This window comes from Streptomyces hyaluromycini, from assembly GCF_002217755.1.
GTDB classification, from domain to species: Bacteria; Actinomycetota; Actinomycetes; order Streptomycetales; family Streptomycetaceae; genus Streptomyces; species Streptomyces hyaluromycini.
In genome coordinates, this window is record NZ_BCFL01000024.1 from 144,247 (window position 1) to 161,388 (window position 17,142).

The 17,142-nt window shown below is 72.9% G+C and carries 13 protein-coding genes and 1 pseudogene; 9 read left to right on the forward strand and 5 right to left on the reverse strand.

Annotation, left to right across the window (positions count from 1 at the left end):
- Positions 1-120: 120 nt before the first annotated feature.
- Positions 121-1,872 (reverse strand): hypothetical protein, encoded by a 1,752-nt coding sequence (locus SSP29_RS31490; protein WP_438363823.1) that lies wholly within the window; start codon positions 1,870-1,872, stop codon positions 121-123.
- A gap of 291 nt (positions 1,873-2,163) precedes the next feature.
- Positions 2,164-3,486 carry a HAMP domain-containing sensor histidine kinase gene (locus SSP29_RS31495; RefSeq protein ID WP_089104255.1) on the reverse strand — a complete coding sequence of 441 codons (1,323 nt, stop codon included), beginning with the start codon at positions 3,484-3,486 and terminating at the stop codon, positions 2,164-2,166.
- Positions 3,487-3,639: 153 nt separating this feature from the next.
- Between SSP29_RS31495 and SSP29_RS31500 the strand changes: the two genes are divergently transcribed.
- The 5 genes from SSP29_RS31500 (at position 3,640) to SSP29_RS31520 (ending at position 9,294) form a co-directional block, all read left to right on the forward strand.
- Complete coding sequence (locus SSP29_RS31500) at positions 3,640-4,275, forward strand: hypothetical protein (protein WP_089104256.1); 636 nt, start codon at positions 3,640-3,642, stop codon at positions 4,273-4,275.
- 7 nt (positions 4,276-4,282) lie between these two features.
- Complete coding sequence (locus tag SSP29_RS31505; protein ID WP_089104257.1) at positions 4,283-5,017, forward strand: ABC transporter ATP-binding protein; 735 nt, start codon at positions 4,283-4,285, stop codon at positions 5,015-5,017.
- On the forward strand, positions 5,004-5,666 hold the full coding sequence (locus SSP29_RS31510; RefSeq protein WP_089104258.1) for an ABC transporter ATP-binding protein: 663 nt from the start codon (positions 5,004-5,006) through the stop codon (positions 5,664-5,666). Before SSP29_RS31505 ends, SSP29_RS31510 begins: the two co-directional genes overlap by 14 nt.
- A 67-nt stretch (positions 5,667-5,733) precedes the next feature.
- Complete coding sequence (locus tag SSP29_RS31515) at positions 5,734-8,385, forward strand: ABC transporter permease (RefSeq protein WP_089104259.1); 2,652 nt, start codon at positions 5,734-5,736, stop codon at positions 8,383-8,385.
- Between the two features lie 162 nt (positions 8,386-8,547).
- Positions 8,548-9,294, forward strand: coding sequence for a response regulator transcription factor (locus tag SSP29_RS31520; protein WP_089104260.1), 747 nt, complete (start codon positions 8,548-8,550; stop codon positions 9,292-9,294).
- Between the two features lie 87 nt (positions 9,295-9,381).
- Here the strand turns inward: SSP29_RS31520 and SSP29_RS31525 are convergent, their stop codons facing one another.
- The 3 genes and pseudogenes from SSP29_RS31525 to SSP29_RS31535 form a co-directional block, all read right to left on the reverse strand.
- The gene (locus SSP29_RS31525; protein WP_150135269.1) at positions 9,382-10,872 is read right to left on the reverse strand and encodes a S53 family peptidase; all 1,491 of its coding nucleotides are present in this window, start codon (positions 10,870-10,872) and stop codon (positions 9,382-9,384) included.
- Between the two features lie 254 nt (positions 10,873-11,126).
- A pseudogene (locus SSP29_RS56750) lies at positions 11,127-11,324 on the reverse strand (NAD(P)H-binding protein); the annotation flags it as partial.
- A 262-nt stretch (positions 11,325-11,586) separates the two neighbouring features.
- Positions 11,587-12,513 (reverse strand): LacI family DNA-binding transcriptional regulator, encoded by a 927-nt coding sequence (locus SSP29_RS31535; RefSeq protein WP_089104262.1) that lies wholly within the window; start codon positions 12,511-12,513, stop codon positions 11,587-11,589.
- A gap of 336 nt (positions 12,514-12,849) precedes the next feature.
- On the opposite strand from SSP29_RS31535, the gene SSP29_RS31540 reads away from it, so the two are divergent.
- The 4 genes from SSP29_RS31540 to SSP29_RS31555 all read left to right on the forward strand — a co-directional run bounded on the left by SSP29_RS31540 (position 12,850) and on the right by SSP29_RS31555 (position 17,135).
- Positions 12,850-14,208, forward strand: a complete 1,359-nt coding sequence (locus tag SSP29_RS31540) for an aminomethyltransferase family protein (RefSeq protein WP_089104263.1) — start codon at positions 12,850-12,852, stop codon at positions 14,206-14,208.
- A gap of 110 nt (positions 14,209-14,318) precedes the next feature.
- Positions 14,319-15,191, forward strand: a complete 873-nt coding sequence (locus SSP29_RS31545) for a methylenetetrahydrofolate reductase (protein WP_150135271.1) — start codon at positions 14,319-14,321, stop codon at positions 15,189-15,191.
- The gene (gene purU, locus SSP29_RS31550) at positions 15,188-16,096 is read left to right on the forward strand and encodes a formyltetrahydrofolate deformylase (RefSeq protein ID WP_089104264.1); all 909 of its coding nucleotides are present in this window, start codon (positions 15,188-15,190) and stop codon (positions 16,094-16,096) included. Before SSP29_RS31545 ends, purU begins: the two co-directional genes overlap by 4 nt.
- Positions 16,097-16,271: 175 nt before the next feature.
- On the forward strand, positions 16,272-17,135 hold the full coding sequence (locus tag SSP29_RS31555) for a bifunctional 5,10-methylenetetrahydrofolate dehydrogenase/5,10-methenyltetrahydrofolate cyclohydrolase (RefSeq protein WP_089104265.1): 864 nt from the start codon (positions 16,272-16,274) through the stop codon (positions 17,133-17,135).
- Positions 17,136-17,142 lie beyond the last annotated feature (7 nt).

Sequence of the window (17,142 nt, forward strand, 5' to 3'; positions counted from 1 at the left end):
CGCCGTTGCCGCGGTCGAAGTCAGGCTCCTGGAGGGCGCGTCCGGCACGTCCCCGGCACCCGCCCCGAGCGCGCCGCCCGAACCGCATGGCGCCATGCACAGGCGCGGAAGAGGACCGCCTTACCGGACGGCGGAAGCGGCGGCCGGGATGGGGGCGGAGGTGATCGTCATCGGCGTGCCGGTGACGGCGATGAGGTAGCTCCCCGGACCGTGGCCGCCGGGCATCGCGCGGAAACCCCCCTCGGGTTCCACCCGGTACTCCGCGGAGGCGTGCGGGGCCAGCACGGTGGGACCCGAGGCGATCGTCCACCAGTTGGAGGCGCCCTGGCCGGTACGGCTCGCGAAGTGCGGCTCAAGCGCCGTACCGGTGGTGTTGACGGCCCGGACGTCGATGGTGGTGACACCGACACGGGACCCGTGCCTGGCGAAGTGCGGCGCGAGGCTCATGCGCAGCGGCGGCGGGCTCGCGGCGGCGATCACGACGCACACGAGGGCGGGAGCGAGCAGCCCGGCCGCGACGACGGCCTTGGCGCGGCGGCCGCCGAGGCGGGGCAGGCGCGGCTGCCAGGCGGTGGCGAAGGCGGCGGCCGGGACGGTGGCGGCGGCCGCCAGCCACAGCGGGGTCATCATGAGGAAGTAGCCGTCCTGGGAACGCGTGGCCAGGTAGAAGACGCCCCACGGGAGGACGGTGAGGGCCGGGCCCAGCCGTCGGACGAACAGCAGCGTGGCCGCGAGCAGGCCGAGCAGGAGCAACTGGCTGCCGTAGGAGTAGTAGTCGAGGCGGCTGCTGCCGTCGGTGAAGTAGTAGGAGATGCCCATCACGCCCTGACCGTGCAGGATCGCCTTCTGCTCCAGGGGCAGCAGGATCCCGTTCAGCCAGGTCGGGAAGTCCTGGACGGCGAAGTACGCGTTGACCGCGGACCAGGTGAGGGCGGCTGTGGCCGTGTAGCGGGCGGTGGCCGCCAGGGCGCGCCGGGGGCCGAGTTCGCCGCGCCGGACGGCGTACAGGCCGATCAGGAGGAACGGGGCGAGGAACCAGGCGAGTTGCTGGGCGGCGCAGGCGGCGCCCAGACAGGCCGCCCGCAGTACGCCCCCGGGGTCGAGGCGGCCGCCCTCGCCGGTGCTGGGCCAGCGCACCACGACGGGGATGAGCAGGGCGAGGGCCGTGATGGCCGGGTAGCCGGCGTAGGCGTAGTGGGGCAGGAGACCGAAGCCGAGGCAGACGGCCGTGCCGGCGGATCGCCAGGGTGCCGGCAGCAGGAACCACAGCAGGACCGAGGAGGCCAGCAGCGCGACGGTGGGGACCAGGGTGGCGGCCGCCGTCGAGTGGAGGACGGCGTGCACCGGTGCGGCGAGCAGGGCGGTCAGCGGCGGATAGCCGTACGTGTAGTCGGCGCCGCCGGACATGGTCTTGGTGATCCCGACACCGTGCGTGGCGAACAGCCAGGGCCACGGTTGGCCGTAGACCGGACGGCCGTGCAGGATCTGGTCCGCGGCCTGGGAGGTCAGTGCGGCTTCGTCCGTGCCCGCGTGGTCGAGCAGGTAGCCGCAGATCACCAGGGCGACGGCGGTGACCAGTACGGCCGCGTCGACCCTGATCAGCGCCCGCCGGCCGCGTACGAGGAGGCTGAGGACGGCGCAGACGAGGATGGCGGCGTAGCAGACGGAGATGACGGCGGCGACCGGCGGGCTCGACGCCATCGCGGTGGTCCAGGCGGCGCGCGTGCCGATGAACAGGCTGATGGTGGCCACCAGGGTCATACCCCGGTGCCACTGCTGGGGCCCGGCATCCGGAGCAGCGAGGGCCGGGACCCGGGTCGGGGGCGGTGCCGCCAGGTGCGTCGCGGTACGACGGCGGATCTCGACGCCCATTCCGCCACGATGGGTGTCAGTCAAGGACTGCCTCCTCTGTCTCGCCTCCGTCGGGCGGCACCCGCATGTGCCGGGTCGGAGGTCCGTCCGACCGCCCCGGACACGGGATGCACGCATCCGCCGTTCAGGGCGGGGACGAATGGACGCCCCTGCTCGATCATCTACAGTTCATCTGACGTCTACAAGGCTGTAGTCGGTAAGCGGTTTGCGTGAAATCGTTGAGCGGGCGGACGGCGCAGTCGATGCTCGCCTCGGTCACCGGGGCCCGGCCCGGCGGTGACGCGGCCCGTCTCACCCAGGCGTCCCTGTCCCCGATGTCTCGTCCTGGTCGACGGGAAGGAGCAGGGTGAACGTCGCCGGGTGCCGGCTGCTCAGGGAGAGCCGGCCGCCGAGCGAGACGGCCAGGTCACGGGCGAGGGCCAGGCCGATGCCCGTTCCCTCCCCGTCGCCGGTGCGGCCGCGGTCGAAGAGCCGGGACGGCTCGCCCGTCACGGCGCCCTCGTCGCGCACGTCGAAGGCGAGGGCGTCCTCCAGGTCCCGCACCGCCACGCGGACCGTGCCGCGCCCGTGCACCCGGGCGTTGTCCAGCAGGATGCCCAGCACTTCCGACACGGACCCGCCCGGAACCCGGACGTCGGCCGGCACCTCCTGGCCGGCGCACTCCAGCCGCCTGCCGTCCTGGGCGAAGAGACCGTGCCACCGTTCCTCCGTCTCCCGCAGCAGCTGTCCTACGGCGATCGTCCCGGCGGCGGGGCGAGCCCTCTCTCCGGAGCGGGACAGGCGCAGCACCTCCTCCACCGTGCGGTGCAGGCGTTGGGCGGTGGCCAGCGCCTCGGCCAGCACGGGCCGCAGCCGGGCGTCGTCGTCCTGGGCGAGGCCCGCTTCCAGGGCGAGCTGCAGCCCGGTGAGCGGGGTGCGCAGCTGGTGGGAGGCGTTGGCGGTGAAGTCACGTTCACGGCGCAGGAGTTCGGAGAGACTGTGCAGCATCTCGTTGTGCGTGCGGGCGACCTGGTCGATCTCGGCGACGCTGCTCGGTGCGGCCCGTGCGGTCAGGTCGCCCTCGGTCACCGCCCGGCAGTGGCGGGAGAGGTCCTCCAGCGGCGCGGCCAGCGCGCGGGCCTGACGGCGGGCGACGAGGACGGCGACGGTCAGCGCGAGCGCGGCCACCCCGAGCAGCAGCGTCCAGGCCGCGAAGACCCGGTCGCGTACGGCGGCTGCGGGGGTCGAGGCCCGTACGACGCCGATCACCTTCTCGGCGTGCGAGACGGGCACGGCCACCACCAGGTCGGCGCCCGCCCGGCCCCGTACCGCCGCACCGCCCAGGGCCTGGCCGACCGGGGTGTCGCCGGGCCGTGGGCCGCTGCCCGCGCGCAGTCGCAGGTGAGGGTCGTACAGGCCAAGACGCCCGCCGGCCGGGGGCGCGGGCAGTTCCACCGGGTCGCCGGTCACGAAGTCCGGACTCACGCGTACGGCCGCGGCCAGCGCCGACCGTTCCAGCGTGTCGCGCTGGTCGGCGTACAGGGACGACCTGATCGCCAGGGCCAGCGGGACGGCGAGGAGGACGACGGCGACCAGAGCGGCGGTCAGGGCGACTCGCACCACGCGCTGTCTCATGCCCTCATCATGCGCGCCGCTCACCTGGGCGGATGCGCCGCGCCACACGCTTTTGCCGTCGTCTAACCCTCGGCGGGCGGGGCGTTAACCGGTCGTTTCCTAGCGTCGGTGCCATGACCGTCCGGTCCGAGGCTCCCCTGGAGGGCAGTGGCCATGGCAGCACACCCAAGGACGTACGCGGTCGTCGGGCTGACCCTCGTGGCGGCGGTGACGGCCGGCTGTTCCGGCTCCGGGTCGCACGCCGGCTCCGGTGGCCCCGCGTCCGGTCCGACCACCGTCAGCGGACAGAACCAGCCGGCGCCCACCGAGTCCAACCCGCCCGGCGACATCCCCGACAACCAGGTGTACGTCTCCTACCGGCCGGCCGGCGGTTCCTTCACCGGCTTCACCCTGAAGGTGCCCGAGGGCTGGGCCCGCACCGGCCAGGGCGGCACCACCGCCTTCACCGACAAGCTCAACACCGTGAGGATCACCGCGGTTTCCGCCTCCGGCGCGCCCACGGTCGGCTCGGTCACCAACACGGTCGTACCCCAACTCCACTCCCAGGTCACGAAGTTCGCCTCGCCCAAGGTGAGTGAGGTGACCCGGCACGCCGGCCGCGTGGTCCTGCTGACCTATCAGGGCGACTCGGCGAAGGACCCGGTCACCGGCAAGGTGGTGCGGGACGCCTTCGAGCGGTACGCGTTCTACCGCGCGGGGCACGAGGTGGACCTGACCCTGTCGGGGCCGGTCAAGGCCGACAACGTCGACCCGTGGCGCATCGTCAGCGACTCCTTCGCCTGGCGGTGAGCGCACCATGCCCGACGGAACACACACGGACGGCGTCGCCCCTGACGTCCTCACGGCCCGCGAGCTGTACCGCTTCTACCGGGCCGGGGAGGAGGAGACACTCGCACTGCGCGGGGTGTCGCTGAGGGTGCGGCGCGGGGAGACGGTCGCGGTCGTGGGCCCGTCCGGGGCCGGCAAGTCGACCCTGCTGGCGTGCCTGGCCGGACTCGACGAGCCCTCCGGCGGCGAGGTCCGCGTCGACGGCGTACGGATCAGCCACCGGCCCGAGACCGAGCGGGCCCGGTTGCGGGCCCGGCACATCGGCGTCCTGCTGCAGTCCCGCAACCTGCTGCCCCACCTGAGCGTGCGGGACAACGTCCGCCTGCCACAGCGGGCGCGGGGCCGCCGGGCCCCCGTCCCGGCCGGGGAACTGCTGGCCCGGGTGGGGCTGGCCGGCCGGGCGCACGCCCTGCCGCGCCAGCTGTCCGGCGGAGAGCTGGCCCGGGCCGGGCTCGCCGTCGCGCTGGCCAACGCGCCCGCCGTCCTGCTCGCCGACGAACCGACCGGTGAACTGGACGGCGAGACCGAGCAGTTGGTCCTGTCGATGCTGCGGGAGCGGGCCGCGGAGGGGTGCGCGGTGCTGATCGTCACGCACAGCCGGGAAGCCGTCCGTATCGCGGACCGGGTGATCACCCTGACGGACGGGAAGGCCACCGAGGCCCGGCGGCAGGACCGCGAGGAGGCGCCCGATGCCGTCGGATGAGGTTCTTGTCGGCTGCGCGGACGCGGCCCTGACCTTCGGCCGGGGGCCTCAGGCGGTCGTGGCCGTGCACGGCGCCGACCTGGAGATCCGGGCCGGGGACCGGCTCGCGGTCGTCGGCCCCTCGGGGTCGGGCAAGAGCTCGCTGCTGCACCTGCTCGCCGGGCTCGAACAGCCCACCAGCGGCACCGTCACCCGGGCCGCCGCGCTGGGGCCGTACGACATCGGCCTGGTGTTCCAGGGCGACAGCCTGATCCCGGCCCTGGACGTGGTGGAGAACACCGCCCTGCCCCTGGTCCTCACCGATCGTCCGGAGGGCGAGGCCCGACTGTGCGCGCTCGCGGCACTCGCCCTGGTGGACGCCGCCGACCTGGCCGACCGGCTCCCCGAGGAGATCTCCGGCGGCCAGGCCCAGCGGGTGGCCGCCGCCCGGGTCCTGGCCCAGGCGCCCCGCCTGATCCTGGCCGACGAACCCACCGGCCGCCTCGACCACGCCACCGGCGCCCGCGTCCTGGACGCCCTGCTGACGGCCGCCGACCACACCGGCGCGGCCCTCGTCGTCACCACCCACGACCCGGCCGTCGCCGCCCGGCTCACCGTCCGCCGCGGCATGCGCGACGGACGGCTGCTCGCACCCGAGGAGGTTCCGTGACCACCGCCCGGGCGCAGGAACCGCACCGGCACCGCACCGGAACCCCGCCGGCCTCCGAGGAGATGCCATGATCGTCACCTGGGCCCGTGGCCTGGCCCGCCACCGCGCCGGACGGCTCCTGGCCGCCCTGACCGGCATCGCGCTCGCGGTCGCCCTGGTCGCCTCGCTCGGCTCCTTCCTCACCGCGTCGAAGGCGACCATGACCCAGCGCGCGGTGCGCTCGGTCGCCGTGGACTGGCAGGTCCAGGTGCAGCCCGGGGCCGACCCGCACACGGTCCTGTCCCTGGTGGCCGGGACCCCCGGCACCCGTACCGCCCTGCCCGTCGGCTTCGCGCACACCAGCGGCTTCACCGCCCGCGTGCAGGGCAGCACCCAGACCACCGGCCCCGGCATGGCGCTCGGCCTGCCCGACGGCTACCGCGCCCGCTTCCCCGACGCCGTCCGCACACTCTCCGGCGCGTCCACCGGTGTCCTGCTGGCCCAGCAGACCGCCTCCAACCTGCACGCGGCCCCCGGCGACACCGTCGGCATCCAGCTGCCCGGTGCCGGTCTGCGCCAGGTGAAGGTGGACGGCGTGGTCGACCTGCCCCAGGCCGACTCGCTCTTCCAGACCGTCGGCGCCCCCAGCCAGTCCCAGCCGACCGCGCCCCCTGACAACGTCGTCCTGCTGCCCGCCGCCGGCTTCGCCGCCCTCACCCGCGGCGCCACCGGTGTCACCACCCAGATCCACGCCGCCCGCGACACCACCCGGCTGCCCTCCGACCCGGCCTCCGCGTACTCCGCCGTCACCGGCGCCGCCCACCACCTCGAAGCCCGCGCCTCGGGCACCGCCCTGGTCGGCAACAACGTCGGCGCGGCTCTCGACTCGGCCCGCCAGGACGCCCTGTACGCCCAGATCCTCTTCCTCTTCCTCGGTGTGCCGGGCGCGGTGCTGGCCGCCGCGCTGACGGCGGCGGTCGCCTCGGCCGGCGGCGAACGGCGCCGCCAGGAACAGGGACTGCTGCGGCTGCGTGGCCTCAGGCCCCGTCAGATCACCGCACTCGCCGGTCTGGAGGCCGCCCTGATCGGCCTCGCAGGAGGTCTGGCCGGGCTGGGCATCGCCGCCCTCACCGGCCGTCTCGCCTTCGGCACGGCCTCCTTCGGGGCGAGCGCGGCGACCTGGTCCGTCTGGTACGCCGTCGCCTTCGTCCTCGGAGCCGCGGTGGCCGCGGGCGCCGTCCTCGTCCCCGCCCTGCGGGACCTGCGCACGGTCACCGTGGCCGACACCCGCAGGCAGGAGGACGTACGCCCCTCCCGGTCGCCCTGGTGGATGCGGTACGGCCTGGACTTCGCCCTCCTCATCGCCTCGTGGCTCGTCTTCCGGGCCTCCTCCGGCAACCAGTACGCGCTCGTCCTCGCGCCCGAGGGCGTCCCCAGCATCTCCGTGTCGTACTGGGCCTTCCTCGGCCCCGCCCTGCTGTGGATCGGCGCGGCCCTGCTGCTGTGGCGCCTCACCCTGCTCGCCCTCACCCACGGCCGCCCCGCCCTGACCCGGCTGGTCCGGCCGCTGACCGCGACCCTGGCCGGGACCACCGCGGCCACGCTCTCCCGGCGGCGCCGCCCGGTCGCCCGGTCGGTGGTGCTGCTCGCCCTCGCCGTCTCCTTCGCGGTCTCCACCGCCGTCTTCAACGCCACCTACCACCAGCAGGCCGAGGTAGACGCCCGGCTGACCAACGGCGCCGACGTCACCGTCACCGAACCACCCGGCGCCCAGGTCCCGCCCACCGCCGGGGCAGCGCTGAAGATCTCCGGCGTACGGCACGTCGAACCCCTCCAGCACCGCTTCGCCTACGTCGGCTCCGACCTCCAGGACCTCTACGGCGTCCGCCCCGGCACCATCGCGCGGGCCACCTCGCTCCAGGACGCCTACTTCGCGGGCGGCACCGCCGGCCAGTTGATGCGCCGCCTCGCCGAGCGCCCGGACAACCTCCTCGTCAGCGTCGAGACCGTGAACGACTTCCAGCTCTCCCCCGGCGACACCGTCAACCTGCGCATCCAGGACGCCCGCACCAAGTCCCTGCGCACGGTCCCCTTCCACTACGCCGGCATCGCCAAGGAGTTCCCCACCGCCCCCAAGGACAGCTTCTTCGTCGCCAACGCCTCCTACATCGCCAGGGCCACCGGCGACGACTCGGCCGGCGCCTTCCTCCTCGACACCGGCGGCACGAACCAGCAGCAGGTCGCCGCACAGCTGCGCCGGCAGCTCGGTACCCGGGCCACCGTCACCGACCTCACCCAGACCCGCGGCACCGTCGGCACCAGCCTGACCTCCGTCGACCTGGCCGGCCTCACCCGCATCGAGCTCGCCTACGCCGTGCTGCTCGCCGCCGGGGCCGGCGGCCTGGTCCTCGCCCTCGGACTCGCCGAACGCCGCCGCACCTTCGCCATCGCCACCGTCCTCGGCGCACAACCGCGCCACCTGCGCGGCATGGTCCTCTCCGAGGCCCTGTTGCTGGCCGTCGGCGGCCTGGCCGGCGGCGCCCTCATCGGCTGGGCCCTTTCGGAGATGCTGGTCAAGGTCCTGACCGGCGTCTTCGATCCGCCACCCGCGGTCCTGTCGGTCCCCGGCGCCTACCTGGCCCTCACCGGGGCAGCCGCCGTCGCCGCCGTCCTGGCCGCGGCCCTCAACGGCATCCGCGGCAGCCACCGCCCCGCCGTGGAGGAGCTCCGCGACCTGTGAACACGGCGTACACCGATGCCGAGCCGCTCCAAAGGCAGCGCCCCAAAGGGGCGCTGGGGGTACCCCCGGCCGAAGGCTGGGGGAGGAACTGCGCGACCAGCCACGACGGCGCCGCAGCCGGAAGATCGCGGCCCTTCCAGCGGAGCGCCTAGGCTGTCGGCCATGCGCACGCCTGCCGCAGCGGACCGCAGCCGACTGCGCGTCCTCGTCGTCGAGGACGACGACACCATCGGCCGCCACCTGGAGACCGGCCTGCGCGGCCACGACTACGCGCCGACGTGGTGCCGCACCGGAGCGGGCGCACTGGCGGAGGCCGGGCGGGCACCGTACGAGGTACTGCTGCTGGACCTGGGGCTGCCGGACATGGACGGCCTGGACGTCGCCCGGCAGCTGCGTGGCCGCCTCCCCGACCTGCTGATCGTCGTCCTGACGGCACGGACCGACGACATCGACATCATCGCCGGGCTGGACGCCGGCGCCGACGACTACCTGGTCAAGCCGTTCAGCCTGACCGTGCTGCTCGCCCGGCTGCGGGCCCATCTCAGGCGGCACGCGGTGGCCGTGCCGGCCCGGGAGCCGGTGCGGCTGGGCGATCTGGTCGTCGACGTGACGGCCCGGCGCTGCGCCCTGCTCGGTGTCGAGGTCCCGCTGCGGGCCAAGGAGTTCGACCTGCTGGCGGTGCTGGCCGAGCGGGCCGGCGAGGCGGTCTCGCGCGAGACGCTGATGGCCGAGGTGTGGGACGAGAACTGGTTCGGCTCCACCAAGACCCTCGACGTCACGTTGGCGGGCCTGCGCCGCAGACTGACCGAGGCGGCACAGGCGGACGGGCGGCAGGCCCGGCTGCCCCGGATCACCACGTTGCGGGGGCACGGGTACCGGCTGGAACGGCAACCGGATCCGCCGAATTGAGAAGGCGCGCACGACGCCCCCGGTACGGCGCACTCCGTGCCGCCCACCAGAGGCTTCCTGGTGGGCGGCACATCCGGCGTGGGGCTGTCAGGCCGGGACGAGGCGGGCCAGCAGTGCCTGGCCGTCCGGGACACCGAGCCCTGTGCAGGCGTCCCAGCCGGGCGTGGCCGTGAAGTCGCCGATGTCTCCCAGGGTGATGTCACGGAAACCGGCCGGGCTCACGCCCGGTGCCGCGCCGTCGTACAGTGCGGGCTGGAGCATGCCGAGCGGGTGGCCGACCGCCTCGGCGAGACGGACGGTCAGCGCGGCCCAGAGCGGCGCCACGGCGCTGGTGCCGCCGATGATCTCGTCGTGGCCGTGGATGAGCACCTTGTATCCGGTCCGCGGGTCGGCGTCGGCGGACACATCGGGCACGCCGCGTCGGCGGGCCTGGCCGGTGCCGTTGGGCACGCCGACGTTCGCCTGCCAACTGGGCTGCCTGAACTTGCGGCTGACGCCGCCGCCGGAGGCGGACCCGTGGCCGTCGTTCCACACGGTCTCGGACGTGATGGTGCCGCTGACCGGGTCGGCGTCCAGGCGCGTGCCGCCGCAGGCGAGAGCGCGAGGGCTCGAAGCGGGGAAGTCGGTGTGCTGCTTTCCCGTCGAATCGCCGTCGCTGCAGCCGTTGTCGCCGGCGGCCACGCAAACGGTGACGCCCATGGCGGCGGCGTCGGCCAGCGTGGCGTCGAGGATCGCGCGGCCCTGGGCGGTCCACAGGTCCTCACGCTGGCCCCAACTGATGCTCACCGCCGTGGGGGTGGGATCGGCGAACACCGCGGTGCTGATGGCGTCGGCGAAGCCCTGCGCGCTGTTCTCCGCGAAGTACACGACCTGGCGCGCACCGGGTGCCAGCGCGCCGATCACCTCCATGTCGAGCATCACCTCCCCGTCGGCGGGGTCACCCGGGCTGTTGCTGCCGTTGCCCACCTCGACAACGTCCACGAGCGGCGTGGGGATGCCCAGCTCGGCGAAGTACGCGTCCATGTCGCCTTCCGGTATCCCGCCGCCGAGTTCGACGATGCCGATCGTGTGACCGCTGCCGTCCGTGCCCGGCGGGAAGCGGTAGATCCTGCCGAGGTCGACGGGCGAGTACGACGAGAGGGCGGCGTGGGCCTCCAGGCGCTGGATGTGCGGGCGGGCCTGCGGCCGGTTGTCCAGACCCGTCACGCCGATCACCACGCCGTCCCACTCGGGCAGGATGCGCAGCTCGCCGGCCCGCTGCCGGTGCTCTACCATCCGTCCTTCGTCCGCCGGGTCGGGGGTGGTGACCATGGTCAGCGAGTCGGCCTTCACCACGGACCGCAGCTGACCGAGCGTTCCGGATATCTTGATCCGGCGTGAGGCCGGATCCACCAGCGTCACCGTCAGCCCGTGCTGCTCCGCCGACCGCTTCACCCTGTCGATGTCGGCCGGGTCGGCGCCGTAACGCGCCGCCAGTTCCTCACGCGTGATCGTCTCAGGTCCTTCGACCAGACCGTCAGGGATCTCGGCGCGACGGCGCAGGACCAGAGTGACCTCGATGCGTTCTGAATCGCTCACCGCTCCGGTCGAGCGCGCATGCGCGTGAGCGGTGCGCTTGCTGCCTCGGAGGGGGACCAGTCGCGTTTTGTCCATGATTTCGAGCGTTCCACCGATACGGATGGTTCGCATCCTGTGCCTTTACCAGGCGGAGCCCTGACCGGCTACGGCAACTCGCGAGGAGCCGAGGGTGCGGCCGGGGCGGGTTCGGATGGGCCGCCGGGTCCGCCCGCATCGCTCGGCCGGGAGGCGGTGCCCCGCTTCTGCGCGCGTTCGGCGGCGCGGACGCCCTCCATCGCCGCGGCCACCGAGCCCGCGTCGGCGACATCGCCCGGTACGACCTCCACCCGCCCGGCCCACGGCTGGTCGCGCAGCTTCCGGGGCGTGCGCACCAGGCAGCGCACCCGGTACCCGGCGTCCAGCAGCTCCGGCACCAGCCGCCCGCCGATGTAGCCGCTGCCACCGGTCACCAGACAGGTCCTCGGGTCCGTGGCAGCGGTTCCGTTCCCGTTCGTCGTCGTCCCGGCCGTCTCGTCCGCCACGCGAACCGCCTCAGTCGTCGTCCGTGCGCCCTCGCGCCCCTCGCCCCCGATGCCTCTACGGTGCCGCCCGCCCGTCCGGACCCGCCGGGCGACCGCGGCATCCGGGTGACGTGGAGCTGTCGACTGCACCGAAGGGCTGCCTCGATCGGCTCGGTGGACGATGTCCCTTTCCCCGGCGGCGGCCACCCGGCCGTCAGACCGACTCGCGCACCACAACCCGTCCCGGCACCGGCGCCAGGCCCTCGGTGTCGATGCCGAGGACCGCTCGGGCGGCGATGCGTCCGAGGATCTCCGCGTCGATGTGCACGGTGGTGAGCGCGGGCGTGGTCAGGGAGCCGTACTCGGTCTCGTCGAAGCCGATCACGGCCACGTCGTCGGGCACGCGCCGCCCGAGGTCCCGCAGGGCCGTGATGCTCCGCAGCGCGATGTCGTCGTCGAACGCCGCCAGGGCCGTCACATCTCCGTGGGCCGCCAGGAACGCCTCGACGGCGGCGGCGCCGGCCTCTCGCGGCCGGGGGACGACGAAGCGTTCCAAGGGTGGAATTCCCAGCTGCCGAGCGGTCTCCTGGGCGAAACCCAACCGGGCGCCGGTCAGCGGGAAGTCGTGGTCCGGCAGGGCCATCGCGATGCGCGTGTGCCCCCGTTCGGCGAGGTGGCGGATCTGCAGTGCGGCGTTGGCTGCGAACCCGCGTTCCCAGTCCTCGTCGGTGGGTTCCTCCCCACGCAGGTACACCTCCCCGAGCCGCAGCACCGCTCGCGGCACGATGGTGTCGAGGACCTTCTGCGTGGCTTCCGGATTCGCGTGCCCGTGCCGGACCAGCAGGATGTGGTCGTGCTCGGCGAGTTCCTCGTCCAGGCCACGGACGTAGCTCCGGGAGAAGTTGCCCTCCATGCCCCAGTCGACATTGAGCACCACGACACGGGAGGAGCCCTCGCGCAGGGCCCGGGCGATCCCGTGCGGGACGTACCCCAGGTCCTGGGCGGCTTCCAGGACCCGCTCGCGGGTCGCCGCGGAGATCGTCTGCCGTGGGTCGTCATTCAGTACGAAGCTCACCGTGGCCCGCGACACTCCGGACGCCTTGGCCACGTCGCTCAACGTCACCCGGCCGGAACGGCCCATCCCGGATCCCCTCTCCTCATCGGACCACGGCTCCGGCCCTCCAGCGGTGCCACCAGGCGTGCCGCCCCGACCCTAGAACGATTAAGTTCAGGCTAGCCCACGTACCTGGGGTACTTCCGCAATCAGATCCTGCACGAGGTTCCTTACGCCGTACGCAACTAAAGAGTGCGGCGCACGCGCCTCCTCAACCCGGGAGTGCCCCTGTTAGCGTCCTACTAGATCGATTAAGTACCCCATGCCCAACCCCTCCGTCCACACTCACCAACTCGCGCCGAAGCAGACGTGGACGCTTCGCTAGATCGATCTAGCGAAGCGTCTGCCCCAGGAAGGAGCCGCATGACACCCCCCAGCCTTCAGGACGGCATCGACAAGGCGGGCTCGCCCGTCGACCTGCTGTGGAAGCCCGGTGCCGAGCCCTGGACCCCCGAGGTCGTCGAGCGGGAGTTCGCCGGATGGCGGCAGGAGCAGGCGGCCTGGCACGAGGGCGTGGCGCTGCTCAACCTGTCGCATCACATGTACGACATGTGGATCGAGGGGCCGGACGCCACGCGGGTGCTGGCCGACCACGGCGTCAACAACTTCGAGAAGTTCGCGGTCGGACAGGCCAAGCAGTACGTGCCGGTCACTCGCGACGGCCACATCGTCACCGACGGGATCCTCGCCCGCGAGGGCGAGAACCGCTACCTGCTCAGCGGGATCCCGGCCGCGCAGCACTGGGTGCAGTACCACGCGGAGAAGGGCGGCTACGACGTCTCGTTCGTCACCGATCCCTCCTCCGCCTTCCGGCCCGGCGGGCGCGCTCCGAAGCTCTTCCGCTATCAGATCCAGGGGCCGCGGGCCCTGGACGTGGTGCAAAGCGCCTTCGGCGGACCGCTGCCGGAGACGAAGTTCTTCCACTCCACGCCGGTCGCCCTCGACGGACGCGCGTTCCGGGCCCTGCGCCACGGGATGGCCGGCCAGGCCGGCTACGAGTTCATCGGCCCCTGGGAGCACGGGGCCTACGTCCACGAGGCGTTCCTCAAGGCGGGCGAGCCGCTCGGACTGGTCCAGGTCGGTGCCCTCGCCTACACCACACCCAGCGTGGAGAGCGGCTGGATCCCCTCGCCGGTCCCCGGCATCTACACCGACCCCGAACTGCTCGAATACCGCAGGTACTTGCCCCTGTTCGGCATCGAGGGCCAACGCCCGCTCAGCGGCAGCCACTTCTCGCGGAACATCGAGGACCACTACGTCTCCCCGTACGAGCTCGGCTACGGCAAGTTGATCCACTTCGGCCATGACTTCCAGGGCCGGGACGCCCTGTTGAAGGCCAAGGACAAGGCCGAGGACAACGAGCTCCGCAAGAAGGTCACCCTGGTACTCGACCCGGACGACGTGCACCGGGTGCTGGGCGACGGCCGGGACCCCGGATTCGTGCTCAGCTACGCACGGCACCGGGTGGAGAGCGGCGAGGGCGGCCTGGCCGGCGTGACGATGCAGATCGCGTCGGTCGACCCGGTCGGCACCGTGCTGGCCCAGACCCTGATCGCGCCCGCGCACTCCGCGCCCGGCACCGCGGTGAGCGTGGTGTGGGGCGAGCACCCCGGCGGCGGCACCGCCCCCGAGGCCGACCTCGGCTTCCCGCGCATCCGCGCCACCGTGCAGCCGAGCCCCTTCGACCAGCACGCCCGCACCCGGTACCGCCGCGACGCCTGACCGGTCCGGCACCGCCCGGCACCCCTCTCGGGCCGGGCGAGCCGCTCACCTCTCCCGAGCGGTCTCGTCCGGCGGTGCCGCGCGCCCGCACACGTTCGACAAGGAGCACCATGAACCCCTTCGACACGGCTCCGGCGGCGGTGAGCACATCGCTGCTGGAGGACTTCTCGCTGGAGATGACCGGCAAGGACGTACCCGGGCTGCAAGAGACCGGGGACACGATCCCCCGGGACACGCGCGTCAACATCACCTTCCTCGCCAACGAGAACCTGGAGATGCGGCTGGCCGCCGCCCGGGCCGTGAAGCGGCTCGGCTTCGTACCGGTGCCGCACCTCTCGGCCCGCCGCCTCGGCTCCAAGGCCGACTTCGAGGGTTTTCTGGCCGGACTGCGAGCCGACGGAACCTGCGACAACGTGTTCACCGTCGGAGGCGACCCCGCCCGCCCGGAGGGCCCGTACGAGGACTCGCTCTCCCTGATCGAATCGGGTCTGCTGAACGAGTTCGGCGTCCGGCACGTCGGCATCAGCGGCTACCCGGAGGGCCATCCCGCCATCGCCGAGGACGTCCTGTGGTCGGCGCTGCGGGACAAGAGCGCGGCGCTGGCGGCGCGGGGCCTGGACGGCAGTGTCATCACCCAGTTCGGCTTCGACGTGGATCCCGTACTCGCCTGGATCGAGCGGGTGCGCGGCATGGACATCGCGCTCCCGGTCCGGATCGGTGTTCCCGGACCGGCCGGGGTGCGGCGCCTGCTGTCCTACGCGGCCCGCTTCGGCGTCGGCACCAGCGCCACCATCGCCAGGAAGTACGGCCTGTCCCTGACCAACCTCATGGGCACCGCCGGCCCGGACCGGTTCCTGCGGGCGCTCGCCGAGGGCTACGACCCCGCCCGCCATGGCGAGGTGAAGGTCCACTTCTACACGTTCGGCGGACTGCGGGCCACCGCCGAATGGGCCGCCCGGTTCAGGAAGGAGATCGAGGCATGACGCTCGCCCAGGACAAAGCTGTCCCCTCGGCAAGGAATGCCAGGACGCCCGGTCACCAGGCCTCCCTGATCGTCCAGGGCGCCGACGCCACCGGCATCGTCTCCGCTCTGACCTCGGTCCTCAGCGGCCACAACGCCAACATCGTGTCCCTGGACCAGTATTCCGACAACCCGCAGGGCGGCGCCTTCTTCCAGCGCACCGTCTTCACCCTCGACGCCCTCCAGGCGGCCCTGCCCGCTCTGCGAGCCGACCTCGACGAACACCTCGTCAAGCGGTACGGCCTCACCTGCACGCTGCGCGACCTGTCCGTCCCGAAGCGGATGGCGGTCTTCGCCAGCAAGTCCGACCACTGCCTCCTCGACCTGCTGTGGCGCCACCGGCGGGGCCAGCTCCCGGTCGGCATACCGATGGTGATCTCCAATCACCCCGATGTCGCCGAGGAGGTCCGCTCGTTCGGAATCCCCTTCTTCCACGTGCCGTCGACGGGCCCGGACAAGTCGGCGGCCGAGGCCGAACACCTGCGCCTGCTCAAGGACAACGTCGACTTCGTCGTCCTCGCCCGCTACATGCAGATCCTCTCCGGTGACTTCATCGAGAAGGCCGGAGTGCCGATCATCAACATCCACCACTCCTTCCTCCCCGCCTTCATCGGCGCCGGGCCGTACGCCAAGGCCAAGGAGCGGGGCGTGAAGCTGGTCGGGGCCACCGCCCACTACGTCACCGAGGACCTCGACGAGGGCCCGATCATCGAGCAGGACGTCGTTCGCGTCAGCCACGCGGACACGGCCGCGGACCTCGCCCGTCGCGGTGCCGACGTCGAACGGGCCGTCCTCTCCCGCGCCGTGCTCTGGCACGCGGAGGACAGGGTCGTCCGCAACGGCAACCACACCATCGTCTTCGCCTAGCAACTCCCTTGTTCCGGCAGGCAAACCGCCCGGCACGGGGACAGGTGGTCCTGTCGCGCGCCGGAGGACACCAACAGGTTCCGGCGGCCGTACGGCCGCGGCCGCCCGGGCCGTATCCGGCCCGCAGTCCTCTCCACCGGGCGAATCGTTCACCAGCGGAAGGCTGTTCGCCACCATGACAAGCAGGATCGACGGTTCGAGGATCGCCCGGCGGATCCGGGCCTCGGTCGCCGACCGGGTCGCCGAGGCCGCACGCTCGGGACGCGTGCCCGGGCTCGCCACCGTCCTCGTCGGCGACGACCCGGCGAGCGCCGTCTACGTCGCCGCCAAACGCCGGGCCGTCCGAGAGGCGGGTATGCGTGACTTCCACCGGCAGCTGCCCGAGCGGGCCACACAGCTCGAAGTCGCCACCGTCATCGATGAGTTGGCCCACAACCCGGACGTGTCCGGGATCCTCCTGCAGCTGCCTCTGCCGGCCCACCTGACGGCCGCAACCCTGATCGACCGCATCCCCGTCGCCAAGGACGTGGACGGCCTCACCACCGCGAGCGCCGGCCGGCTGGCCCGTGGTGAGCGCGGACTGCGCCCCTGCACACCGAGCGGTGTGATCGAACTCCTCGACGCCGAGGGCATCGAGCTCAGGGGCGCGTGCGTCGCGATGGTCGGCTGGGGCGAGTTGGTGGGACGCCCGCTGACGCAGCTGCTGCTGCGGCGGGGCGCCACCGTGTCGGTCGCCCACGAGTTCACCGCGGACCTCGCGGCCGTCACCCGGCCCGCCGACATCGTGGTGGTGGCCACAGGAGTGCGCGGCCTCGTCGGCCCCGAACACGTCAAACCCGGCGCCACCGTCATCGACGCCGGCATCCACCGCACCCCCGCCGGACTCACGGGAGACGTCCGTGCCGCCGAACTGGACGGCATCGCCGGGCGCATCACGCCCGTGCCCGGCGGGGTCGGGCCGATGACCATCGCGATGCTCGTGGTCAACACCCTGCGCGCCGCCGAGTGGGGCGCCGAACGGCAGGCCGTGCCGGCATGACCCGGGG